Raw genomic sequence first — 22,624 nt, 5'->3', positions numbered from 1 at the left:
GATCAGATTCCTTGTTCGCTGAGCCACAGGTTCAGCGCGGCCAGTTGCCACAGCTTGGAGCCGCGCAGCGGCGTCAGTTGCCCATACGGGTCGCTGAGCAGGCGGTCGAGCATGGCCGGGTTGAACAGGCCGCGGTCCTGGCTCGGGTCCAGCAGCAGCTCGCGTACCCAGTCCAGGGTGGCGCCTTGCAGGTGCTTGAGGCCCGGTACCGGGAAGTAGCCCTTCTTGCGGTCGATGACTTCACTGGGGATGACCAGTCGCGCGGCTTCCTTGAGCACCTGCTTGCCGCCATCGGGCAGCTTGAACTGGGCCGGCACCCGCGCCGACAGCTCCACCAGCCGGTAGTCGAGGAACGGCGTGCGAGCCTCCAGGCCCCAGGCCATGGTCATGTTATCGACCCGTTTGACCGGGTCGTCGACCAGCATCACCGTGCTGTCCAGGCGCAGGGCCTTGTCGACTGCCGCGCTGGCGCCGGGCTGGGCGAAGTGCTGGCGCACGAAGTCGCCGGCGGCGTCATTGCCCAGCAGCCAGGCCGGCTGCACGGTGTCGCGGTACTCGTCGTAGCTGCGGTCGAAGAAGGCCTCGCGGTAGGCCGCGTACGGGTCCTTGGCGCCGTCCACCTGCGGGTACCAGTGGTAGCCGGCGAACAGCTCGTCGGCACCCTGGCCGCTCTGCACCACCTTGCAGTGCTTGGCCACTTCCCGCGAGAGCAGGTAGAAGGCGATGCAGTCGTGGCTGACCATCGGCTCGCTCATGGCGCGGAACGCGGCTGGCAGTTGCTCGATGATTTCGCGCTCGTCGATGCGCAACTGGTGGTGGCGGGTGCCGTAGTGCTTGGCGATCAGGTCCGAATACTGGAACTCGTCGCCACGTTCGCCGCCGGCATCTTCGAAGCCGATGGAGAAGGTCGACAGGTCCTCGACCCCGACTTCGCGCAGCAGGCCGACCAGCAGGCTGGAGTCGACGCCGCCCGAGAGCAGCACGCCGACATCCACGGCCGCGCGCTGACGGATTGCAACGGCTTCGCGGGTGCTGTCGAGCACGCGGTCGCGCCAGTCTTCCAGGGTCAGGTGCTGTTCATCGGTGCGTGGGCCGTAGTGCAGGTTCCACCACACGTGCTGCTCGGCGCGGCCCTGGGCGTCGATGCGCATCCAGGTGGCCGGTGGCAGCTTTTCGATGTTCGCCAGCAGGGTCCGCGGGGCGGGCACCACGGCGTGGAAGTTCAGGTAGTGGTTGAGTGCCACCGGGTCGAGCACCGGGTTGATGTCGCCGCCCTTGAGCAGGGCCGGCAGGCTCGATGCGAAGCGCAGGCGTTCGCCGGTGCGCGACAGGTACAGCGGCTTGACCCCCAGGCGGTCGCGGGCGAGGAACAGCTGCTGGCTGTCACGTTCCCAGATCGCCAGGGCGAACATGCCGTTCAGGCGCGGCAGCAGATCGGCGCCCCAGGCGTGGTAGCCCTTGAGCAGCACTTCGGTGTCGCCGTCCGAGTAGAAGGCATAGCCCAGGCTTTCGAGTTCGGCGCGCAGTTCGGGGAAGTTGTAGATGGCGCCGTTGAATGCCAGCGACAGGCCCAGCTGGCTGTCGATCATGGGCTGGGCCGAGCCGTCGGACAGGTCCATGATCTTCAGGCGCCGATGGCCCAGGGCGATGGGCCCCTGGCTATGGAAGCCCCAGGCATCCGGGCCGCGGGGCGCCAGGTGATGGGTCATCCGTTCGACCGCGGCCAGGTCCGCTGGGCGTGGTGTGTTGGCTACAGGGGTGAAACGAAACTCTCCAGCTAATCCGCACATAAGTCCTTACCGGTTTTTCCGTTGGGGAAGGTGCCCTGAATTCGGGCACATAGGAACTGACCGGTGCGGATCCTGTGAGTTTTAGATCAATCTGTTATAAGCCTTCAGCCTTGCTTGCCCTTGCCGCGTATCAGTTCGCGCAACATGAAACGATTCGGGTGGCAGGCCTCGGCCACGTCGCGCGGCACCGGCAAGGGTGCGTTGTCGACCCAGGCGGCGATCAGTTCACCCGCCAGAGGCGCGGTGATCAGGCCGCGCGAACCATGGCCGCTGTTCACATACAGCCCCTCCAGCCAGGGGCACGAACTGTCCGGCAGCTGTCGCGCGTCCTTGCCGAGCACGGCATACGCCTGGTTGAACGCCGCCTTGTCGGCCAACGGGCCGACGATCGGCAGGTAGTCGGGGCTGGTGCAGCGAAACGCCGCGCGGCCCTGCAGGCTGGCAGGTTCCAGCTCGGCAGCGCCAAGGCGTTCTGCCAGGTCGCCGGAGATTTCCCGCAGCAGCTCCAGGTTGCTCGCATGTTCGGCAGCGGTGGGGGCGAGGTCGGTGCTGTGGAAGTCGAAGCTCGCCCCCAGGGTGTGTTCGCCCAGGCGCGGCGGCGCGACGTAACCGTCGGCGCACACCACGGTGCCCAGCGCGCGGCTGGCGTTGGTGGCCGGCAGGCGGGTGATCTGCCCGCGGATGCGCTTGAGCGGCAGCTCGGCGCACGGCTCGAAACGATGGATGTCCGCTGCGCTGGCCAGCACCACCAGCGGCGCGCTGGCCAGCAGGCGCTCGCCGTCCCATGCCTGCCACAAGCCGTCGACCTTGCGCAGCTGTACCACGTCATGGTGGGGCAGCAGGGTGATGTTCGGTTGCCCGGCCTGCCATTGGCACAGCGCGGGCGGATGCACCCAGCCGCCCTCGGGGTAGTACAGACCGCCACTGGGCAGGCCGACCCTGGCCACGGCTTCGGCCTGCGGCTGGTCGAGGCGCCGCAGCAGGGTGTCGCTGAACGCCTGGTCGAGCTTGATCTGGCGCTGGTCTTCCTTGTCGTCGAAGGCCAGTTGCAGCACCCCGCAGGCGTCCCAGTCGGTGCCGCGCTGCAACTGTTCGGGCAGGCGGCGGGTGTAGCCGAAGCCGGCGACGATCAGCCGCGACAGCGCGGTGCCGTGGGCCGACAGCTTCAGGTACAGCACGCCCTGGGGGTTGCCCGAGGCTTCACCGGCAGGGGCGGCGTGGCGCTCCAGCAGGCGTACCTGCCAGCCGCGCGCCGCCAGGCTGGCGGCGGTGGTGCAACCGGCCAGGCCGGCGCCGATCACCAGCGCCTCGCGGGGGCCGGCCAGCGGCGCGGGGCGCGCGAACCATGGGGCAACCGGCGCGAGCGGCGCTTGCTCGGCGGGCCAGCCGGTGAATGCGCCGCGCAGCACTTCCCATTTTTTGCCGATACCCGGAATGCGCTTCATCTTGAAGCCCACCGCAATCAGCCCGCGACGCACCCAGCCGGTGCTGGTGAAGGTGCCAAGGGTGGCACCCGGCGCCGACAGGCGGCCGAGCTGGGCGAACAGCTCGGGGGTCCACATGTCGGGGTTCTTGGCCGGGGCAAAGCCATCGAGAAACCAGGCGTCGATGGGGGCGTCCAACTGCGGCAGCTGTTCCCGCGCATCGCCGATCATCAGGGTCAGGGTCACCCGACCCTGGTCGAAGACGAACTGCTGGAAACCTTCGTGCACCGCCACGTACTGCGCCAGCAGTGGCTGGCTGAACGGCGTCAGCTCGGGCCACAGGGCCAGGGCCTTGGCCAGGTCGGCATGGCTGAGGGGGTATTTTTCGACGCTGACGAAATGCAGGCGTGCCCCGGCCGGTGCACAGTCGGCGAACACCTGCCAGGCGCAGAAGAAATTCAGGCCGGTGCCGAAGCCGGTTTCCCCGATCACCAGGCAACTGCCGTCGGCCATCGCGGCGAAGCGCTGGCGCAGGTCGTTCTGCTCGATGAACACATGACGGGTTTCCTCCAGGCTCTGCTCCTTGGAGAAATAGATGTCGTCGTACTGGCGTGAATACGGGCGGCCCTGTTCATCCCACTCGATCTGGGCGTACTGGGTCGGGGTGGCGGGGGTGTCGTTCATGTTCGGCTCGGCAACAGCGAAGCGTGCATTCTAGCCGATCGCCTTGCGACAAAGGGCTGCGTGATCCGCTAGTCTTGCTTATCCAAGAAGGGAGCCTGGTATGTTCGAATCCGCCGAAATTGGTCACGCCATCGACAAAGAAACCTATGACGCCGAAGTGCCGGCGTTGCGCGAAGCCTTGCTCGAAGCCCAGTTCGAGCTCAAGCAGCAGTCTCGCTTTCCGGTCATCGTGCTGATCAATGGCATCGAGGGGGCCGGCAAGGGCGAAACCGTCAAGCTGCTCAACGAGTGGATGGACCCGCGCCTGATCGAGGTGCGCACCTTCGACCAGCAGACCGACGAGGAGCTGGCCCGGCCGCCGGCCTGGCGCTACTGGCGGGCCTTGCCGAGCAAGGGGCGCATGGGCGTCTTCTTCGGCAACTGGTACAGCCAGATGCTGCAGGGGCGGGTGCATGGCCAGTTCAAGGACGCGGTGCTCGACCAGGCCATCAACGGTGCCGAACGGCTGGAAAAGATGCTGTGCGACGAAGGCGCGCTGATCTTCAAGTTCTGGTTTCACCTGTCCAAGAAGCAGATGAAGGCGCGGCTCAAGTCGCTCAAGGATGACCCGCTGCACAGCTGGAAGATCAGCCCGCTGGATTGGCAGCAATCGCAGACCTATGACCGGTTCGTGCGCTTCGGCGAACGGGTGCTGCGCCGCACCAGCCGTGACTATGCACCCTGGCACATCATCGAGGGCGTGGACCCGAACTACCGCAGCCTGGCAGTGGGCAAGATCCTGCTCGAGGGCCTGCAGAACGCCTTGAAGGCCAAGACCCTGGGGCGCCAGACCAACATCGCGCCGCTGGGCGAATCCATCGACGGACGCAGCCTGCTGGGCAGCCTGGACATGACCCTGCGCCTGGACAAGAACGACTACCAGGAGCAGCTGATTGTCGAGCAGGCCCGTCTGGCGGGCCTGCTGCGTGACAAGCGCATGCGTCGCCACGCGCTGGTGGCGGTGTTCGAGGGCAACGACGCGGCGGGCAAGGGCGGTGCCATTCGGCGCGTGGCCGCCGCGCTGGACCCGCGTCAGTACCGCATCGTGCCGATTGCCGCCCCTACCGAGGAGGAGCGGGCGCAGCCCTACCTGTGGCGGTTCTGGCGGCACATTCCGGCGCGCGGCAAGTTCACGGTGTTCGACCGCTCGTGGTACGGGCGGGTGCTGGTGGAGCGTATCGAGGGTTTTTGCAGCCAGGCCGACTGGATGCGCGCCTATGGCGAGATCAACGATTTCGAGGAGCAACTGCACGACGCTGGCGTGGTGGTGGTCAAGTTCTGGCTGTCGATCGACGAGCAGACCCAGCTGGAGCGTTTTCAGGAGCGCGAGCAGATACCGTTCAAACGCTTCAAGATCACCGAGGAAGACTGGCGCAACCGCGACAAGTGGGACGCGTACTCCGAGGCGGTGGGCGACATGGTCGACCGCACCAGCACCGAAGTGGCGCCCTGGACGCTGGTGGAGGCCAATGACAAGCGTTGGGCGCGAGTGAAGGTGCTGCGCACCATCAACGAGGCGCTGGAGGCGGCGTTCAAGAAAGACAAGAAGTGATCATTGGCCGCATCGCGGGGCAAGCCCGCTCCCACAGGCACTCCAACAGCCTTGTGGGAGCGGCTTGACCCGCGACGGGCTGCGTAGCAGAGCTTTTTTCAGCCTTTGCCGCCGGCCTCGAGCATCTGCTCCGGCCTTACCCATTCATCGAACTGCGCATCGGTCAGATACCCCAGTTCCAGCGCTGCCTCGCGCAGGGTGGTGCCTTCGGCGTAGGCCTTCTTGGCGATCTGCGCCGACTTGTCGTAACCGATATGCGGGTTGAGCGCCGTCACCAGCATCAGCCCGCGCTCCAGGTGCTCGGCCATCTGCTGCGGGTCTGGCTCGATGCCCGCCACGCAGTGCTGCTGGAAGTTGCGGCAGCCATCGGCCAGCAGTTCGATCGACTGCAGCAGGTTGTGGATGATCACCGGCTTGAACACGTTGAGCTGCAGGTGGCCCTGGCTGGCGGCAAAGCCGATGGTGGTATCGTTGCCCAGCACCTGGCAGGCCAGCATCGACAGTGCCTCGCACTGGGTCGGGTTGACCTTGCCGGGCATGATCGAGCTGCCCGGCTCGTTGGCCGGCAGGCGCACCTCGGCCAGCCCCGCGCGCGGCCCGGAGCCGAGCAGGCGCAGGTCGTTGGCCAGCTTCATCAGGGCCACGGCCAGGGTTTTCAGCGCACCGGCCAGGGTGGTCAGCGGCTCGTGCCCGGCCAGCGCGGCAAACTTGTTGGGCGCGGTGACGAACGGCAGCCCCGACAAGGCGGCAAGCTCGGCGGCGATCGCCTCGGCAAACCCGTGCGGTGCGTTCAGCCCGGTACCCACGGCGGTACCGCCCTGGGCCAGTTCGCACACCGCCGGCAGCGCCGCGCGGATGGCGCGCTGGGCGTAGTCCAGCTGGGCCACGTAGGCCGAGACCTCCTGGCCGAAGGTGATCGGGGTGGCGTCCATCATGTGGGTTCGCCCGGTCTTGACCAGTTGCATGTGGCGTGCGGCCAGTTCGGCCAACCCGCCCGACAGCTCGGCGATGGCCGGCAGCAGTTGCTGGTTGACCGCCTGTGCGGCGGCAATGTGCATGGCGGTCGGGAAGCAGTCGTTGGAGCTCTGCGAGCGGTTGACGTGGTCGTTGGGGTGCACCGGCACCTTGCCGCCGCGGCCCTTGCCAGCCAGCTCGTTGGCGCGCCCGGCCAACACTTCGTTGGCGTTCATGTTGCTCTGGGTACCGCTGCCGGTCTGCCACACCACCAGCGGGAACTGGTCGTCATGCTCGCCGGCCAACACCTCGTCGGCGGCCTGTTCGATCAGGCGGGCGATGTCGGCCGGCAGGTCGCCGTTGCGGTCATTGACCCGCGCTGCGGCTTTCTTGATCAGCACCAGCGCGTGCAGTACCGCCAGCGGCATGCGTTCCTTGCCGATGGCAAAGTTGATCAGCGAGCGCTGGGTCTGGGCACCCCAGTAGGCCTCGTCAGGAACTTCAACCGGGCCCAGGCTGTCAGTTTCGATACGGCTCATGCGGTACGCACTCCTTTAATGGCTTGTTTGCGCAGTTTAGGCCCTGATTCGGCATGGCGGTTCCATTGCCTGTCGTCCCTCTTGAGCAGGCTGCCCCAGTCGGCGCAGAATGCTCTACTCTGGGTACGCCCTCTTTTTATTTTAAGGAATTTCGATGACCCGTCTTCGCGCCCTCTGCACGGCTGTCGCGCTGGTCTGCGCCAGCGGCCAGGCACTCGCCGATACCGCCAGCCACAACGCCAGCGCTGAAAAATTCCTGGTGATGGCGCACGCCGACAAACTGGGTACCCCGGTCTACATGCAGGTGCAGCAGATGTTTGCCCAGCGCTTCGAGCAGACCAAGGCGCCGGCGTCCAAAAAGGCCGTGCTTGAAACCTACCAGGCCAAGGCCAACGCCGCCCTGGACCAGGCCATCGGCTGGAACAAGCTCAAGCCGGACATGATCAAGCTGTACACCAGCACCTTCAGCGAATCCGAGCTCAAGGACCTTGTCGCCTTCTACCAGTCGCCACTGGGCAAGAAAGTCCTGGAAAAGATGCCTGCCGTTACCCAGCAGTCGGCCCAGCTGACCCAGCAGAAGCTTGAAAGCGCCGTGCCGGTGGTCAACAAGCTGCTGGCCGACATGACCAACGAGCTGGACCCGTCCGCCGGCAAGGCGGCCGCACCGGCCAAGAAACCTTAAGCGGAGCCCAGCATGTCGATGCAGCAGAAGATCGAACAGAGCCTGGCGGCGCTCGCCCCGCAGCACCTCGAGGTGCTGGACGAGAGCCACATGCACAGCCGGGGCCAGCAGACCCACTACAAGGCCGTGCTGGTCAGCGAACAGTTCGATGGCTTGAACAGCGTCAAGCGCCACCAGAAGGTCTACGCCACCCTGGGTGACCTGATGGGGCAGTTCCATGCCCTGGCGTTGCACACCTACACCCCGCAGGAATGGCAGAAAGTCGGCAGCGCGCCGGCTTCGCCCACCTGCGCCGGAGGCAGCAAACACTGAAATCCCTTTCAGGTTTTTGCTAGAATCCGCAACGCGCCGCCTGTCGGCGCGTTTTTTATTGTCGACCCGGTCCGCCCTTTGCGAGGGTGACCACCTGGAGAATCAAGGCATGACCCAAGCTATCGTCGTGGCGGCGCTGTACAAGTTCGTCACCCTGAAAGATTACGTCGAGCTGCGCGAGCCGCTGCTCGAGACCATGGAGCGCAACGGGGTCAAGGGCACCCTGCTGCTGGCCGAAGAGGGTATCAACGGCACCGTGTCGGGTACCCGCGAAGGCATCGATGGCCTGCTGGCCTGGCTGCGCAGCGATGCACGCCTGGTGGACATCGATCACAAGGAATCGTACTGCGACGAACAGCCGTTCTACCGCACCAAGGTCAAGCTCAAGAAAGAGATCGTGACCCTCGGCGTGCCGGGCGTGGACCCGAACCGGACGGTCGGTACCTATGTCGAGCCCAAGGACTGGAACGCGCTGATCAGCGACCCCGAAGTGCTGCTGATCGACACCCGCAACGACTATGAAGTGGCGATTGGTACCTTCGAGGGCGCCATCGACCCAAAGACCACCACCTTTCGCGAGTTTCCCGAGTACATCAAGGCCAACTTCGACCCTGCCCGGCACAAGAAGGTGGCGATGTTCTGCACCGGTGGCATCCGCTGCGAAAAAGCCTCCAGCTATATGCTCGGCGAGGGTTTCGAAGCGGTCTATCATCTTAAGGGTGGCATCCTGAAGTACCTCGAGGAGGTTCCCCAGGAAGAAACGCGCTGGCAGGGCGACTGCTTTGTCTTCGACAACCGCGTGACCGTGCGTCACGACCTCAGCGAAGGCGACTACGACCAGTGCCACGCCTGTCGTACCCCGATCAGCGTGGAAGAACGGGCCTCCGAGCATTATTCGCCAGGCATCAGCTGCCCGCATTGCTGGGACAGCCTGAGCGAGAAGACCCGGCGCAGCGCCATCGATCGGCAGAAGCAGATCGAGTTGGCCAAGGCCCGCAACATGCCGCACCCGATCGGCCACAACTATCGCAAAGCCGAGGTGTGATGGATGACCGCTCGCCTGCTGTATGTAATGGACCCGATGTGCTCCTGGTGCTGGGGTTTCGCACCCGTGGCCGAGGCCCTGATACGGCAGGCGCGCGAGGCCGGCGTGGACACCCACCTGGTGCCCGGCGGCCTGCGCTCGGGCAGCAGTGCGCTGGATGCCTCCACCCGGCGCTACATTCTTGAACACTGGCAGGCGGTCAACCAGGCCACCGGCCAGCCGTTCCAGCTCGAGGGCGCGATGCCCGAAGGCTTTGTCTACGACACCGAACCTGCCTGCCGCGCGCTGGTGGCTGCACGCAGCCTCGACCCGCAGCGGGCCTGGACGCTGCTGGGGATGATCCAGCAGGCGTTCTACCAGCGCAGCGAAGACGTGACCCTGCCGGTCAAGCTGGTGGAGCTGGCCGAGCAGGCCGGTTTCGACCGCGCCGCCTTCGCCGAGGCCTTCAGCAGCGGCGACACCCGCAGCGCCACCGCCGCCGACTTCACCTGGGTGCAGGACCTGGGCATCGCGGGCTTCCCGACCCTGCTCGCCGAGCGCAATGGCCAACTGGCCCTGCTGACCAACGGCTACCAGGCCCTGGGGGCGCTGCAGCCGCTGCTGGGGCGCTGGCTGGAGCATGCGGTCAATGCTTGACCTGCCTGGCTCCCCCGACCCGGTGCCCGGGCCGACGCCGGCACCTGTCGATCGCTTGAGCTGGGCCGAGATCCGGCGCCTGGCGCAACACCACAAGAAAGCCCTGTGGACTGCCAACGGCGTGGCCGTGCTGGCGGCTCTGTGCAGTGTGCCGATTCCGCTGCTGCTGCCGTTGCTGGTCGACGAAGTGCTGCTGGGGCACGGCGATGCGGCGCTCAAGTGGATGAACAACCTGCTGCCCGCCAGCTGGCAGGTGGCGGCCGGCTACATCGGCCTGATGCTGGTTTTCACCCTGACGCTGCGCTGTGCGGCACTGGCCTTCAACGTGGTGCAGGCCAAGCTGTTCGCCGGGCTGGCCAAGGACATCGTCTACCGGCTGCGCATCCGCCTGATCGAGCGGCTCAAGCGCATCTCCCTGAGCGAGTACGAGAGCCTGGGCAGCGGTACGGTGACCACGCACCTGGTCACCGATCTGGACACCGTGGACAAGTTCGTCGGTGAAACCCTCAGCCGCTTTCTGGTGGCCATGCTCACGCTGGCCGGCACCTCGGCGATCCTGTTGTGGATGCACTGGCAGCTGGCGCTGTTGATCCTGCTGTTCAACCCGCTGGTGATCTTTGCCACGGTGCAGTTGGGCAAGCGGGTCAAGCACCTGAAGAAACTCGAGAACGACAGCACCTCGCGCTTCACCCAGGCACTGACCGAAACCCTGGATGCGATCCAGGAAATCCGTGCCGGCAACCGCCAGGGCTACTTTCTCGGGCGCCTGGGCATGCGTGCCCAGGAGGTGCGCAACTATGCGGTGTCCTCGCAATGGAAGAGCGATGCCAGCAGCCGCGCCAGTGGCTTGCTGTTCCAGTTCGGCATCGACATCTTTCGCGCAGCGGCCATGCTCACGGTGCTGTTTTCCGACCTCAGCATCGGCCAGATGCTGGCGGTGTTCAGCTACCTGTGGTTCATGATCGGCCCGGTGGAGCAGTTGCTCAACCTGCAGTACGCCTACTACGCGGCAGGTGGTGCGCTGAGCCGGATCAACGAGCTGCTGGCGCGCAGCGACGAGCCGCAGTATCCCGGCGGCATCGACCCTTTCGCGGGGCAGACCACCGTGGGCATCGAGGTGCGCGGGCTGCGTTTCGGCTATGGCGAGGAGCCGGTGCTGGACCAGTTGAACCTGTCCATCGCACCCGGCGAGAAGGTGGCCATCGTCGGCGCCAGCGGCGGCGGCAAGAGCACCCTGGTGCAGCTGTTGCTGGGCCTGTACAGCGCCCAGGCCGGCAGCATCCGCTTCGGCGGTTCGACCTTGCAGGAGATCGGCCTGGAAACCCTGCGCGAGCATGTGGCGGTGGTGTTGCAGCACCCGTCGCTGTTCAACGACACCGTGCGCGCCAACCTGACCATGGGCCGCGAGAGTACCGATGAGGCCTGCTGGCAGGCGCTGCGCATTGCCCAGCTCGACGCCACCATCGCCGCGCTGCCGCAGGGCCTGGACAGTGTGGTGGGACGTTCGGGCGTGCGTCTGTCCGGCGGGCAGCGCCAGCGTCTGGCGATAGCGCGCATGGTGCTGGCCGAGCCCAAGGTCGTCATTCTCGATGAGGCCACCTCGGCGCTGGACGCGGCCACCGAGTACAACCTGCACCAGGCGCTGAGCCGCTTCCTCAGCGCCCGTACCACCCTGATCATCGCTCACCGCCTGTCGGCAGTGAAGCAGGCCGACCGCGTGCTGGTGTTCGACGGCGGGCATGTCGCCGAGGATGGCGGTCACCAGCAGCTGATCGCCGAGGGCGGGTTGTACGCCAAGCTCTATGGGCATTTGCAACAGAGCTGAGGGCCTTCTACTGTACAACTGTTGTACAGGTGAAAAAGGGCCTGATGACAGGTGGCAAATGGCCTAGGCTGTGTCTGTGCAGGATGAGACTCATCGGGCTGCGCATTGCTGCAAGGGACCTCATGAAGCAGAAACGGACTCTCGAAGCGCCCAGGTTGTTGGGCATCATCTGGCCTTTTGTGGCGGTCGTACTGTTCCAGGCCTTGCTGGGGGGCATCAGCCTCTATGCCTTGTCGGCCGTGCGCGGTTATGTGGCGGGCGAGAGCCTGTGGTCCAAGGGGCAGAAGGACGCCATCTACTTTCTGAGCCTGTATACCGACAGCCGGGACGAGGCGGCCTACCAGAAGTACCGGCAGGCCATCGCCATCCCCCAGGGTGGGCACCAGCTGCGCACCGCGCTGGACGCCAAGCCCCTGGACCTGGCCGCTGCGCGCCAGGGCATCCTCAGGGGCGGCAACCACCCGGATGACATCGACAGCGTCATCTGGCTCTACCTGAATTTCCGCCATGTCAGCTACATGGAACGCGCCATCGAACGCTGGTCGGTGGGGGACGACTACCTGCAGCAGCTGGATGCGCTGGCCAACCGGATCCACCAGGGTATCGTCACCGGGAATGTCACTGCGCAGCGGGTTGCAGCCTGGAAGGGTGAGATCGCCGCGATCAACGAGGCGGTAACCCCCGCCGCCATGGCGTTCAGCGATGCCCTGGGCGAAGGATCGCGCATGCTGTTGCGCCTGCTGCTGGTGGTCAACCTGGCCACGGCACTGTTTCTGATTGCGCTGGCCTGCCTGCGCACGCACAAGCTATTGGCGCAGCGTCAGGCCTTTGCCAGTGCCCTGCAGGTGGAGAAGGATCGGGCGCAGATCACCTTGCAGTCGATTGGCGATGGGGTGATCACCACCGATGTCGAGGGCTGTATCGCCTACATGAACCCTGCCGCCGAGCAGTTGACCCACTGGAGCGCCGGACAGGCCCAGGGCCTGCCGCTGGCGGCGCTGTTCAGCCTGCTGGACGACAACGCCGAAAAAGACAGCCTGTCCCTTACCGAGCGCATTCTGAGCGGTACCCTCAAGGGCGGCAGCGAGCACGCCAAGCTGATCCAGCGGCTGGACGGCAGCACGGTGTCGGTGGCCCTGGTGGGCTCGCCGATCATCAGTGACGGTCAGGTCAGTGGCATCGTGCTGGTGCTGCACGACATGACCCAGGAGCGCCAGTACATCGCCAACCTGTCGTGGCAGGCCACCCATGATGCCCTCACCGGGCTGGCCAACCGGCGCGAATTCGAATACCGGCTGGAGCTGGCGCTGGGCGACCTGGGCCGCCAGGCGGCGCGCCACACCCTGCTGTTTCTGGACCTGGATCAGTTCAAGCTGGTCAACGACACCTGTGGCCATGCGGCGGGCGACGAATTGCTTCGTCACATTTGCGCGGTGCTGCAGGCGGGCGTTCGCGAGGGCGATACGCTGGCGCGCCTGGGCGGCGACGAGTTCGGTATCCTGCTGGAGAACTGCCTGCCCGAGCAGGCCGAGCGCATTGCCGAGAATCTGCGCCAGACCGTGCAGAGCCTGCACTTCGTGTGGAAGGGGCGCCCGTTCATGACCACCGTGAGCGTGGGGCTGGTCCACCTGCAACTGGCACCCCATACGCTGGAGGCCTCGCTGCGTGCGGCCGACATGGCGTGCTACATGGCCAAGGAGAAGGGGCGCAACCGGGTGCAGGTGTACCACCCCGACGACACCGAGCTGTCCATGCGCTTTGGCGAGATGGCCTGGATCCAGCGCCTGCACATCGCCCTGGAGGAAGACCGCTTCTGCCTGTATGCCCAGGAAATCGCACCACTGGCGGCCGGTGAGTCGGATGCCGGTCATCTGGAAATACTGCTGCGCCTGCATGATGAGAGCGGGCGCATCATCCTGCCCGACAGCTTCATCCCGGCCGCCGAACGCTATGGGCTCATGACGGCCCTGGATCGCTGGGTGGTGAACAGAGTGTTCAAGGTGATTCGCCAGGCGCTGGACGAGGGGCGAAAGGGGCCATTGGCAATGTGCGCCATCAACCTGTCGGGCAGCAGCATCGGCGATGACAAGTTTCTGGATTATCTGCAGCGCCAGTTCGTCGAGTACGCCATACCGCCTGAAATGATCTGTTTCGAGATCACCGAAACCAGTGCGATTGCCAACCTGGGCAGCGCCATCCGTTTCATCAACGAATTGAAAGGGCTGGGTTGCCACTTTTCTCTGGACGACTTCTGCGCCGGGATGTCGTCGTTTGCCTACCTCAAACACCTGCCCGTGGACTTCCTGAAAATCGACGGGAGTTTCGTCAAGGACATGCTTGACGATCCGATTAACCGGGCTATGGTCGAAGTGATCAACCATATTGGCCACGTCATGGGCAAGCGCACCATTGCCGAGTTTGTCGAGACGCCCCTGATCGAGCAGGCGCTGCATGAAATTGGTGTCGATTACGCCCAGGGCTACCTGATCGAGCGGCCGCAGGTGTTCACCTGTGAAAGCTTGCAACGCCGGCGTATCCGTTCGCGACCCTTGCTGTTCAGGACGCCGGGGACGTTTCGCTGAGCGTTCACTTCAAATCACAAGGATGTAGGGATATGACCGTGATTGATGCATTTGAGCGAGTGGGTCCATTGATGGACGCGCAAAGTTATCCACTCTGGGCTCAGAAACTGATCGAGGATTGCAGTGCGAGCAAGCAGCGGGTGGTAGAGCATGAAATCTATCACCGCCTGCGCGACGGCAAGCTGAGCCAGCGCACCCTGCGCCAGTATCTGATCGGCGGCTGGCCGGTAGTCGAACAGTTTTCGGTGTACATGGCGCAGAACCTGGCCAAGACCAGTTTTGCCCGCCACCCGGGGGAAGACATGGCGCGCCGCTGGCTGATGCGCAATATCCGTGTCGAGCTCAACCATGCCGACTACTGGGTGCACTGGGCCCAGGCGCACGGGGTCAGCCTGGACGATCTGAACGAGCAGAACGTGCCGACCGAGTTGCAGGCGCTGAGTGACTGGTGCTGGCATACCTGTGCGGCCGATTCGCTGATCGTGGCCATGGCCGCGACCAACTATGCGATCGAAGGCGCGGTGGGGGAATGGTCGGCGCTGGTGTGTTCGACGGATACCTACGCCAACGGCTTTCCCGAAAGCGGGCGCAAGCGCGCCATGAAATGGCTGAGGATGCACGCGCAGTATGACGACGAGCACCCTTGGGAGGCGTTGGAGATCATCTGCACGCTGGCGGGCAACAACCCACCACAGGCGCTGCAGACCCAGCTGCGTCGTGCGATCTGCAAGAGCTACGACTACATGTACCTGTTTCTGGAGCGCTGTCTGCAGCTGGAGCAGTCCCCACAGGCCGAGCCGGGCTCCACTGCCCGGTCGCGCTCGGCCCTGGTCGGCGCCTGAGGGCTACTGTGCGTTGAGCGCCTGGCCGCTGATGCCCTTGCTGTCCGGGCCCATCAGGTAGAGGTAGACCGGCATGATCTGCTCGGGCAGCGGGTTGTTCTCCGGTGCCTCGGCAGGGTAGGCCTGGGCGCGCATGCTGGTGCGTGTGGCGCCCGGGTTGACGCTGTTGGCGCGCACGGGAGCAACGTTCTCCAGCTCGTCGGCGAGGGTCTGCATCAGGCCTTCGGTGGCGAATTTCGATACGCCATAGGCACCCCAGTAGGCCCGGCCCTTGCGCCCGACGCTGCTGGAGGTGAACACCACCGAGGCATCCTCAGACAGCTTGAGCAGCGGCAGCAGGGTGCTGGTGAGCATGAACATGGCGTTGACGTTGATGTGCATGACGCGCATGAAGTTCTCGCCCGACAACTGCTCCAGCGGGGTACGCGGGCCGATGATGGAGGCGTTGTGCAGCAGCCCGTCGAGACGACCGAATTCGTTTTCCACCATCACTGCCAGCTCATCGTACTGATGGGGCAGGGCGGTTTCGAGGTTGAAGGGCACGACCACCGGTGCCGGATGGCCGGCTGCGGTGATCTGGTCGTGCACCTCGTTGAGGTTGGCTTCGGTCTTGCCCAGCAGCAGTACCGTGGCGCCATGGGCGGCGTAGGCCTTGGCAGCAGCGGCGCCGATGCCGCGACCGGCGCCGGTGACCAGGATGACCCGGCCGTTGAGCAGGCCGGGGCGGGCGGTGTAGTCGAACATGGGATTCCCTCGAGATCGTGGTGAGGCATTCGCCGGCACGGCCGGCTCCTACAAATCGATGCGGTGTTGCAGGAGCCGGCCGTGCCGGCGAAGCTTTTGGCGGGTGTCGGCGATCAGCAGCCGCACAGGGCGCTGTCGAGCACCTTGCGCAGGTCCAGCGGATGATCGACCACCACGTCCGCGCCCCAGTTGTTGGGGTTGTCCTCTGGATGAATATAGCCGTAGCGCACCGCTGCGGTGCGGGTGCCGGCGTCGCGGCCCGACTCGATGTCGCGCAGGTCGTCACCCACGAACAGTACGCTGGCCGGGTCCAGGTTCAGGGTCTTGCAGGCCAGGATCAGCGGCTCGGGGTCGGGCTTGCTGTTCTTCACGTGATCCGGACAGATCAGCAACGAAGATCGCTCGGCCAGGCCCAGCTGCTGCATGATCGGCTCGGCGAAGCGTACCGGCTTGTTGGTGACCACGCCCCACAGCAGGTTGCCGTTTTCGATGTCGGCCAGCAGCTCGGCCATGCCGTCGAACAGCTTGCTGTGCACCGCGCAATCCTTCTGGTAGCGCTCGAGGAATTCCAGGCGCAGCGCCTCGAACTCGGGGGCTTCGGGGCTCATCGCGAACGCGGCGGCGACCATGGCTCGGGCGCCACCGGAAATCACTTCGCGAATCCGTTCGTCGTCGATTGCCGGCAGGCTGCGGTCGGCCAGCATGGCCTGGCAGATGGCGATGAAATCCGGCGCCGTGTCGAGCAGGGTGCCGTCCATGTCGAAAAGTACTGCTCGCAAACGCATGCTCATTCCTCGCGCAGGGTCTGGATCATGTAGTTGACGTCCACGTCGCTGGCCAGTTTGTAGTGCTTGGTCAGCGGGTTGTAGGTCAGGCCGATGATGTCCTTGACGCTCAGGCCCGCTTCGCGGCTCCAGGCGCCCAGTTCGGACGGTCGGATGAATTTCTTGAAGTCATGGGTGCCGCGCGGCAGCAGCTTCATGATGTATTCCGCACCGATGATGGCGAACAGGTAGGCCTTGGGGTTGCGGTTGATGGTGGAGAAGAATACCTGGCCGCCGGGCTTGACCATGCGGTAGCAGGCGCGGATCACCGAGGAGGGGTCGGGTACGTGCTCGAGCATCTCCAGGCAGGTGACCACGTCGAACTGCTCGGGCATTTCCTCGGCCAGGGCTTCGGCGGTGATCTGCCGGTATTCCACCTCGACGCCGGACTCCAGCTGGTGCAGGCGGGCGACGGCCAGCGGCGCTTCACCCATGTCGATGCCGGTGACGGTGGCACCCCGCAGGGCCATGGCCTCGCTGAGAATGCCGCCGCCACAACCGACGTCGAGCACTTTCTTGCCGGCCAGCTTGACCCGCTCGTCGACCCAGTTGACCCGCAGCGGATTGATGTCGTGCAGTGGCTTGAATTCGCTCTCGCGGTCCCACCAGCGGTGGGCCAGGGCTTCGAATTTGGCGATTTCGGCGTGGTCGACGTTGCTCATGGAACGGTCCTCAGAAACTTTGATAATTCGCTACAGGTCGGCAGCCGTGGCTGCCGACGGGTTATTCGTACAGGCCGCCGATGCGCTGGCCCCAGTCGCAGGCGCTGGCATGCAGGGCCTGTTCGTCGAGCCGGGTGAGGCGGCGCTCATCGAGCAGTTGCCGGCCGGCCACCCAGACATGTCTTGCGCAGTCCCGCCCGCTGGCATACACCAGTTGCGAGACCGGGTCGTAGATCGGCTGCTGGGCCAGGCCCGACAGGTCGAATGCCACCAGGTCGGCAGCCTTGCCCAGCTCCAGTGAGCCGGTTACGGCCTCCAGGCCCAGCGCGCGGGCGCCGTTGAGGGTTGCCATGCGCAAGGCGCGATGGGCATCCAGGGCGCTGGCCGAACCTGACACGGCCTTGGCCAGCAGGGCCGCTGTACGGGTTTCGCCCAGCAGGTCGAGGTCGTTGTTGCTGGCGGCGCCATCGGTGCCTATGGCTACGTTGACGCCAGCCTGCCACAGGCGTTCCACCGGGCAGAAGCCGCTGGCCAGCTTGAGGTTGGATTCGGGGCAGTGCACCACGCTGGTGTTGCTTTCTACCAGCAGGGCCAGGTCGTCGTCGCTGACCTGGGTCATGTGCACGGCCTGCAGGCGCGGGCCCAACAGGCCGATGCGTGCCAGGCGCGCCAATGGCCGCTCGCCGCACTGGTCGATGGACTGCTGCACCTCGAAGGCGGTCTCGTGCAGGTGCATGTGCACCGGCGCGTCCAGCTCTTCGGCGATCACCCGGACCTTTTCCAGGTTGGCGTCGCTGACCGTGTACGGTGCGTGCGGGCCCAGGGCCACGGTGATGCGCGGATGGTGGCGCAGGTCGCCGAACAGCTCCACGCCCAGGTGCAGGCCTTCGTCGAAGGTGCGGGCGCCGGGAATCGGGAAGTCCAGCAACGGCACTGCGATCTGCGCGCGCATGCCGCTGTCGTGCACGCATTCGCTGGCGATCTTGGGGAAGAAGTACATGTCCGAGAAGCAGGTGATGCCACCCTTGAGCTGTTCGGCAATGGCCAGGTTGGTGCCGTCACGCACGAAGGCTTCATCGACCCAGCGGGCTTCGGCGGGCCAGATGTGCTCCTGCAGCCAGGTCATCAGCGGCAAGTCGTCGGCCAGGCCGCGAAACAGCGTCATCGCGGCGTGGCCGTGGGCGTTGATCAGGCCGGGGGCGAGCAGGCAGCCGGGCAGCTCGCGCACCTCGGTGGCCTGCAGGCGCAGGGCGTCTTCGCGCGGGCCGATGAAGGCGATCAGGCCGTCGCGGATACCGATGCCGTGGCCCTTGAGAACCACCCCGGCCGGTTCGACGGGCACCAGCCACGAGGGCAGGAGCAACAGGTCGAGGGGAGGGGCAGGCTTGGGCATGTGCGAAAATCCCGGTATCGCGGAAGGTGGGGGCGAAGTATACCCGAGCGTCCGCGGCTGGGGCTCGTTATAATCGTGCGCTTTTGATGTCCGAATGACGGGGTGAGGCATGCGCGATCGACTGTTGGCTGCGGAGAAGGTGACGGCCATCGATTGGCGGGATGGTGCCCTGTATCTGCTCGACCAGCGTGCGCTGCCGTTCGAGCAGCGCTGGCTGGCGTATACCGATGCCGTCGGGGTGGCCGAGGCCATCCGCACCATGGTGGTGCGCGGCGCCCCGGCCATCGGCATCAGTGCGGCCTATGGCCTGGTGCTGGCGCTGCGCCAGCGCCTGGCGGATGGCGATGACTGGGAAATGGCTCTGGAAGAGGACTTCGAGCTGCTGGGCGAAGCCCGTCCCACCGCCGTCAACCTGTTCTGGGCACTGAACCGCATGCGCGAGCGGCTGTTGCGGATCAAGGCCGGGGATGACGTGCTGGCGATCATGCTGGCCGAAGCCGAGGCCATTCACGAGAGCGACCGTGAAGCCAACCTGACCATGGCCCAGCTGGGCGCCGAGCTGATTCGCAGGCATCAGGGCAGCGAGCAGGCCATCCTCACCCACTGCAATGCCGGCGCGCTGGCCACGGGCGGGTTCGGCACTGCGCTGGGGGTGATTCGCGCCGCGTACCTGGAAGGCATGGTGGAGCGGGTGTACGTGGCCGAGACCCGGCCCTGGCTGCAAGGGTCGCGGCTGACCGCCTGGGAGCTTGCCGGCGAAGGGGTGCCGGTGACCATTGGCGTCGATTCCGCCGCCGCACACCTGATGAAGACCAAGGGCATCACCTGGGTGATCGTCGGCGCCGACCGCATCACTGCCAATGGCGACGTGGTCAGCAAGATCGGCACCTACCAGCTGGCGGTCAATGCCATGCACCATGGGGTTCGCTTCATGGTGGTGGCGCCCAGTTCGAGCATCGACCTCAACCTGGCCAGTGGCGAGGAGGTGATGCTCGAGGAGCGGGATGTCAGCGAGCTGCTGGAGGTGGGCGGCGAACGGGTCGGGGCCGGGGTAGAGGCCTTCAATCCGGTGTTCGATGTGACGCCGGCAGACCTGATCGACGTGATCGTGACCGAAAAGGGCATCGTCGAGCGTCCGGACGCGGCCAAGATGGCGCAGTTGATGTGCCGCAAGCGGTTGCATTGAGGTCCGCGCCGCGCCCTTTGCCGGCAAGCCGACCTCAGATCCGGCGGCGGTTTGCCATACTCCCAAGCCTATCGGGACTGTGGTAACATCCGACGGTTTCCAAGACCGCCTCCCGAGGCGGTCTTTACTGCGCAGATCCATGGCATAACTCGTTGATTTGTCGTAAGTCGCTGCCGGTCATCTGCTTGCAGCGGCGAGCTTCGTTCGTCCCATATGGATGTGACGAGGTTTCACCAGAAAAAGGAATCAGGCTTCTCATGGGCGAACTGGCCAAAGAAATCCTACCGGTCAATATCGAAGACGAACTGAGACAGTCCTACCTCGACTACGCGATGAGCGTCATTGTCGGGCGTGCACTGCCCGATGCGCGTGATGGCTTGAAGCCCGTGCATCGCCGCGTTCTGTTTGCGATGAGTGAACTGGGTAACGACTGGAACAAACCGTACAAGAAATCCGCCCGTGTGGTCGGTGACGTGATCGGTAAGTATCACCCCCACGGTGATACCGCGGTCTACGACACCATCGTCCGTATGGCCCAGCCGTTCTCGCTGCGCTACCTGCTGGTGGACGGCCAGGGCAACTTCGGTTCGGTGGACGGCGACAATGCCGCGGCCATGCGATACACCGAAGTGCGCATGACCAAGCTGGCGCACGAGCTGCTGGCAGACCTGCACAAGGAAACCGTCGACTGGGTGCCCAACTACGACGGCACCGAGCAGATTCCGGCGGTCATGCCGACCAAGATCCCGAACCTGCTGGTCAACGGCTCCAGCGGTATCGCCGTGGGTATGGCGACCAACATTCCGCCGCACAACCTCGGTGAAGTCATCGACGGTTGCCTGGCGCTGATCGACAACGCCGACATCACGGTCGATGAGCTGATGCAGTTCATCCCGGGGCCGGACTTCCCGACTGCCGCGATCATCAACGGTCGCCAGGGCATCATCGAGGCCTACCGCACCGGTCGCGGGCGCATCTACATGCGTGCCCGCTCGACGGTCGAGGACATCGACAAGGTCGGTGGCCGCCAGCAGATCGTGATCACCGAGCTGCCGTACCAGCTGAACAAGGCGCGGCTGATCGAGAAGATCGCCGAGCTGGTCAAGGAAAAGAAACTCGAGGGCATCACCGAGCTGCGCGACGAGTCCGACAAGGACGGCATGCGCATCGTCATCGAGCTGCGCCGTGGCGAAGTGCCGGAGGTGATCCTCAACAACCTCTATGCCCAGACCCAGCTGCAGGCCGTGTTCGGCATCAACATCGTGGCGCTGATCGACGGCCGTCCGCGGGTGCTGAACCTCAAGGACCTGCTCGAGGCGTTCGTGCGTCACCGCCGCGAGGTGGTCACCCGCCGTACCGTGTTCGAGCTGCGCAAGGCCCGTGAACGCGGTCATATCCTCGAGGGCCAGGCGGTCGCACTGTCCAACATCGACCCGGTCATCGCCCTGATCAAGGCTTCGCCGACGCCGTCCGAGGCCAAGGAAGCGCTGATCGGCACGCCGTGGGAGTCCAGCGCCGTGCAGGTGATGGTCGAGCGCGCCGGCGCCGATTCCTGCCGCCCGGAAACCCTCGACGAGCAGTACGGCCTGCGTGATGGCAAGTACTACCTTTCGCCCGAACAGGCCCAGGCCATCCTGGACCTGCGCCTGCACCGCCTGACCGGCCTGGAGCACGAGAAGCTGCTGGCCGAGTACCAGGAGATTCTCAAGCAGATCGGCGAGCTGATTCGCATCCTGAACAACGCCGAGCGCTTGATGGAAGTGATCCGCGAAGAGCTGGAGCTGATCCGCGCCGAATATGGCGACGTGCGCCGCACCGAGATTCTCGATGCCCGCCTGGACCTGACCCTGGGTGACATGATCCCGGAAGAAGACCGCGTGGTGACCATCTCCCACGGCGGCTACGCCAAGACCCAGCCGCTGGCGGCCTACCAGGCCCAGCGCCGTGGCGGCAAGGGCAAGTCGGCCACCGGCGTCAAGGACGAGGACTACATCTCGCACCTGCTGGTCGCCAACAGCCACACCACGCTGCTGCTGTTCTCCAGCAAGGGCAAGGTGTACTGGCTCAAGACCTACGAAATCCCCGAGGCGTCGCGTGCCGCACGTGGCCGTCCGCTGGTGAACCTGCTGCCGCTGGGCGAGGGCGAGGTCATCACCACCATGCTGCCGGTGGAGGAATACACCGAAGGCCACTTCATCTTCATGGCCACCGCCAACGGCACCGTGAAGAAGACCCCGCTGGAGCAGTTCAGTCGTCAGCGCAGTGTCGGCCTGATCGCGCTGGAGCTGGACGAAGGCGACATCCTGATTTCCGCCTCCATCACCGATGGTGAGCGCGAGGTCATGCTGTTCTCCGATGCCGGCAAGGTCACCCGCTTCAAGGAGTCCGACGTGCGTGCCATGGGGCGTACTGCCCGCGGTGTGCGCGGCATGCGCCTGGCCGAGGGGCAGAAGCTGATTTCGATGATCATCCCCGAAGAAGGCAGCCAGATCCTCACCGCTTCCGAGCGTGGTTTCGGCAAGCGTACCGCCATCGCCGAGTTCCCCGAGTACAAGCGTGGTGGCCAGGGCGTCATCGCCATGGTCAGCAACGATCGCAACGGCCGTCTGGTCGGTGCGGTACAGGTGCAGGAAGGCGAGGAGATCATGCTGATTTCCGACCAGGGCACCCTGGTGCGTACCCGTGTCGGCGAAGTCTCCAGCCTGGGCCGCAATACCCAGGGCGTGACGCTCATCAAGCTGGCCAGCGACGAGACCCTGGTGGGTCTGGAGCGAGTGCAGGAGCCGTCCGACGAGGAAGACGACGAAGACTTCGTGGCGGATGCCGAGGCTGACGTGGACGCCGGCGAAGGGTCGCCACTGGACGCTGCAGCTGACGAAGAGACGCCGCAGGAATAAATTGTAGTAGCG

General features: G+C 65.1%; 17 protein-coding genes. 10 read left to right on the top strand and 7 right to left on the bottom strand.

Going from position 1 to position 22,624, the window contains the following annotated elements; genetic code table 11:
* Positions 1-2: 2 nt before the first annotated feature.
* The gene (locus tag MF6396_RS04180) at positions 3-1,790 is read right to left on the bottom strand and encodes an N-acetylglutaminylglutamine amidotransferase (RefSeq protein ID WP_078479780.1); all 1,788 of its coding nucleotides are present in this window, start codon (positions 1,788-1,790) and stop codon (positions 3-5) included.
* Between the two features lie 104 nt (positions 1,791-1,894).
* A complete protein-coding gene (gene mnmC, locus MF6396_RS04175; protein WP_078479779.1) occupies positions 1,895-3,898 on the bottom strand; it encodes a bifunctional tRNA (5-methylaminomethyl-2-thiouridine)(34)-methyltransferase MnmD/FAD-dependent 5-carboxymethylaminomethyl-2-thiouridine(34) oxidoreductase MnmC in 2,004 nt (667 codons plus the stop codon).
* Between the two features lie 100 nt (positions 3,899-3,998).
* Here mnmC and pap point away from each other — a divergent pair, with 100 nt between their 5' ends.
* Positions 3,999-5,489, top strand: a complete 1,491-nt coding sequence (gene pap / locus MF6396_RS04170; RefSeq protein WP_054915862.1) for a polyphosphate:AMP phosphotransferase — start codon at positions 3,999-4,001, stop codon at positions 5,487-5,489.
* Positions 5,490-5,587: 98 nt separating this feature from the next.
* Here pap and MF6396_RS04165 read toward each other — a convergent pair whose 3' ends face one another.
* Positions 5,588-6,982: a class II fumarate hydratase gene (locus MF6396_RS04165; protein WP_078479778.1), complete on the bottom strand. Its 1,395-nt coding sequence runs from the start codon at positions 6,980-6,982 to the stop codon at positions 5,588-5,590.
* A 154-nt stretch (positions 6,983-7,136) separates the two neighbouring features.
* On the opposite strand from MF6396_RS04165, the gene MF6396_RS04160 reads away from it, so the two are divergent.
* The 7 genes from MF6396_RS04160 (at position 7,137) to MF6396_RS04130 (ending at position 14,906) form a co-directional block, all read left to right on the top strand.
* The gene (locus tag MF6396_RS04160) at positions 7,137-7,664 is read left to right on the top strand and encodes a DUF2059 domain-containing protein (protein ID WP_043862665.1); all 528 of its coding nucleotides are present in this window, start codon (positions 7,137-7,139) and stop codon (positions 7,662-7,664) included.
* Positions 7,665-7,676: 12 nt separating this feature from the next.
* Entirely contained in the window at positions 7,677-7,976 is a 300-nt protein-coding gene (locus MF6396_RS04155) for a BolA family protein (protein WP_043862666.1), read from the top strand.
* A 109-nt stretch (positions 7,977-8,085) separates the two neighbouring features.
* Positions 8,086-9,021 (top strand): oxygen-dependent tRNA uridine(34) hydroxylase TrhO, encoded by a 936-nt coding sequence (gene trhO / locus MF6396_RS04150; protein ID WP_043862667.1) that lies wholly within the window; start codon positions 8,086-8,088, stop codon positions 9,019-9,021.
* A 3-nt stretch (positions 9,022-9,024) separates the two neighbouring features.
* Positions 9,025-9,657 carry a DsbA family protein gene (locus MF6396_RS04145; protein ID WP_043862668.1) on the top strand — a complete coding sequence of 211 codons (633 nt, stop codon included), beginning with the start codon at positions 9,025-9,027 and terminating at the stop codon, positions 9,655-9,657.
* Positions 9,650-11,482, top strand: a complete 1,833-nt coding sequence (locus MF6396_RS04140) for an ABC transporter ATP-binding protein (protein WP_043862669.1) — start codon at positions 9,650-9,652, stop codon at positions 11,480-11,482. Before MF6396_RS04145 ends, MF6396_RS04140 begins: the two co-directional genes overlap by 8 nt.
* A gap of 122 nt (positions 11,483-11,604) precedes the next feature.
* Positions 11,605-14,064, top strand: a complete 2,460-nt coding sequence (locus tag MF6396_RS04135) for an EAL domain-containing protein (RefSeq protein ID WP_043862670.1) — start codon at positions 11,605-11,607, stop codon at positions 14,062-14,064.
* Positions 14,065-14,102: 38 nt separating this feature from the next.
* Entirely contained in the window at positions 14,103-14,906 is an 804-nt protein-coding gene (locus MF6396_RS04130; protein ID WP_054915876.1) for a TenA family transcriptional regulator, read from the top strand.
* A 3-nt stretch (positions 14,907-14,909) separates the two neighbouring features.
* On the opposite strand, the gene MF6396_RS04125 is transcribed toward MF6396_RS04130, so the two are convergent.
* The 4 genes from MF6396_RS04125 to MF6396_RS04110 all read right to left on the bottom strand — a co-directional run bounded on the left by MF6396_RS04125 (position 14,910) and on the right by MF6396_RS04110 (position 18,529).
* A complete protein-coding gene (locus MF6396_RS04125) occupies positions 14,910-15,650 on the bottom strand; it encodes a YciK family oxidoreductase (protein ID WP_078479777.1) in 741 nt (246 codons plus the stop codon).
* 113 nt (positions 15,651-15,763) lie between these two features.
* Complete coding sequence (mupP, locus tag MF6396_RS04120; protein ID WP_078479776.1) at positions 15,764-16,435, bottom strand: N-acetylmuramic acid 6-phosphate phosphatase MupP; 672 nt, start codon at positions 16,433-16,435, stop codon at positions 15,764-15,766.
* 2 nt (positions 16,436-16,437) lie between these two features.
* Positions 16,438-17,136 carry a bifunctional 2-polyprenyl-6-hydroxyphenol methylase/3-demethylubiquinol 3-O-methyltransferase UbiG gene (gene ubiG / locus MF6396_RS04115; RefSeq protein ID WP_043862673.1) on the bottom strand — a complete coding sequence of 233 codons (699 nt, stop codon included), beginning with the start codon at positions 17,134-17,136 and terminating at the stop codon, positions 16,438-16,440.
* Positions 17,137-17,197: 61 nt separating this feature from the next.
* Entirely contained in the window at positions 17,198-18,529 is a 1,332-nt protein-coding gene (locus tag MF6396_RS04110; RefSeq protein WP_078479775.1) for a TRZ/ATZ family hydrolase, read from the bottom strand.
* Positions 18,530-18,638: 109 nt separating this feature from the next.
* Between MF6396_RS04110 and mtnA the strand changes: the two genes are divergently transcribed.
* Together mtnA and gyrA are read left to right on the top strand one after the other, a co-directional pair.
* Positions 18,639-19,715 (top strand): S-methyl-5-thioribose-1-phosphate isomerase, encoded by a 1,077-nt coding sequence (mtnA, locus tag MF6396_RS04105; protein ID WP_078479774.1) that lies wholly within the window; start codon positions 18,639-18,641, stop codon positions 19,713-19,715.
* Between the two features lie 257 nt (positions 19,716-19,972).
* Complete coding sequence (gene gyrA / locus MF6396_RS04100) at positions 19,973-22,612, top strand: DNA gyrase subunit A (RefSeq protein WP_054915857.1); 2,640 nt, start codon at positions 19,973-19,975, stop codon at positions 22,610-22,612.
* The last annotated feature ends 12 nt before the right edge of the window (positions 22,613-22,624 follow it).

This window comes from Pseudomonas sp. MF6396 (genome assembly GCF_002018915.1).
Classification (GTDB): Bacteria; Pseudomonadota; Gammaproteobacteria; order Pseudomonadales; family Pseudomonadaceae; genus Aquipseudomonas; species Aquipseudomonas palmensis.
This window is presented reverse-complemented; position numbering and strand designations above follow the sequence as displayed.

Excerpts from the sequence above, each read along its gene's own strand:
- mnmC (WP_078479779.1), bottom strand. The coding sequence starts at position 3,898 with ATGAACGACACCCCCGCCACCCCGACCCAGTACGCCCAGATCGAGTGG.
- mupP (WP_078479776.1), bottom strand. The coding sequence starts at position 16,435 with ATGCGTTTGCGAGCAGTACTTTTCGACATGGACGGCACCCTGCTCGAC.
- MF6396_RS04165 (WP_078479778.1), bottom strand. The coding sequence starts at position 6,982 with ATGAGCCGTATCGAAACTGACAGCCTGGGCCCGGTTGAAGTTCCTGAC.
- ubiG (WP_043862673.1), bottom strand. The coding sequence starts at position 17,136 with ATGAGCAACGTCGACCACGCCGAAATCGCCAAATTCGAAGCCCTGGCC.
- MF6396_RS04125 (WP_078479777.1), bottom strand. The coding sequence starts at position 15,650 with ATGTTCGACTACACCGCCCGCCCCGGCCTGCTCAACGGCCGGGTCATC.
- MF6396_RS04110 (WP_078479775.1), bottom strand. The coding sequence starts at position 18,529 with ATGCCCAAGCCTGCCCCTCCCCTCGACCTGTTGCTCCTGCCCTCGTGG.
- MF6396_RS04135 (WP_043862670.1), top strand. The coding sequence starts at position 11,605 with ATGAAGCAGAAACGGACTCTCGAAGCGCCCAGGTTGTTGGGCATCATC.
- MF6396_RS04155 (WP_043862666.1), top strand. The coding sequence starts at position 7,677 with ATGTCGATGCAGCAGAAGATCGAACAGAGCCTGGCGGCGCTCGCCCCG.
- MF6396_RS04145 (WP_043862668.1), top strand. The coding sequence starts at position 9,025 with ATGACCGCTCGCCTGCTGTATGTAATGGACCCGATGTGCTCCTGGTGC.
- gyrA (WP_054915857.1), top strand. The coding sequence starts at position 19,973 with ATGGGCGAACTGGCCAAAGAAATCCTACCGGTCAATATCGAAGACGAA.
- MF6396_RS04160 (WP_043862665.1), top strand. The coding sequence starts at position 7,137 with ATGACCCGTCTTCGCGCCCTCTGCACGGCTGTCGCGCTGGTCTGCGCC.
- MF6396_RS04140 (WP_043862669.1), top strand. The coding sequence starts at position 9,650 with ATGCTTGACCTGCCTGGCTCCCCCGACCCGGTGCCCGGGCCGACGCCG.
- mtnA (WP_078479774.1), top strand. The coding sequence starts at position 18,639 with ATGCGCGATCGACTGTTGGCTGCGGAGAAGGTGACGGCCATCGATTGG.
- pap (WP_054915862.1), top strand. The coding sequence starts at position 3,999 with ATGTTCGAATCCGCCGAAATTGGTCACGCCATCGACAAAGAAACCTAT.
- MF6396_RS04180 (WP_078479780.1), bottom strand. The coding sequence starts at position 1,790 with ATGTGCGGATTAGCTGGAGAGTTTCGTTTCACCCCTGTAGCCAACACA.
- trhO (WP_043862667.1), top strand. The coding sequence starts at position 8,086 with ATGACCCAAGCTATCGTCGTGGCGGCGCTGTACAAGTTCGTCACCCTG.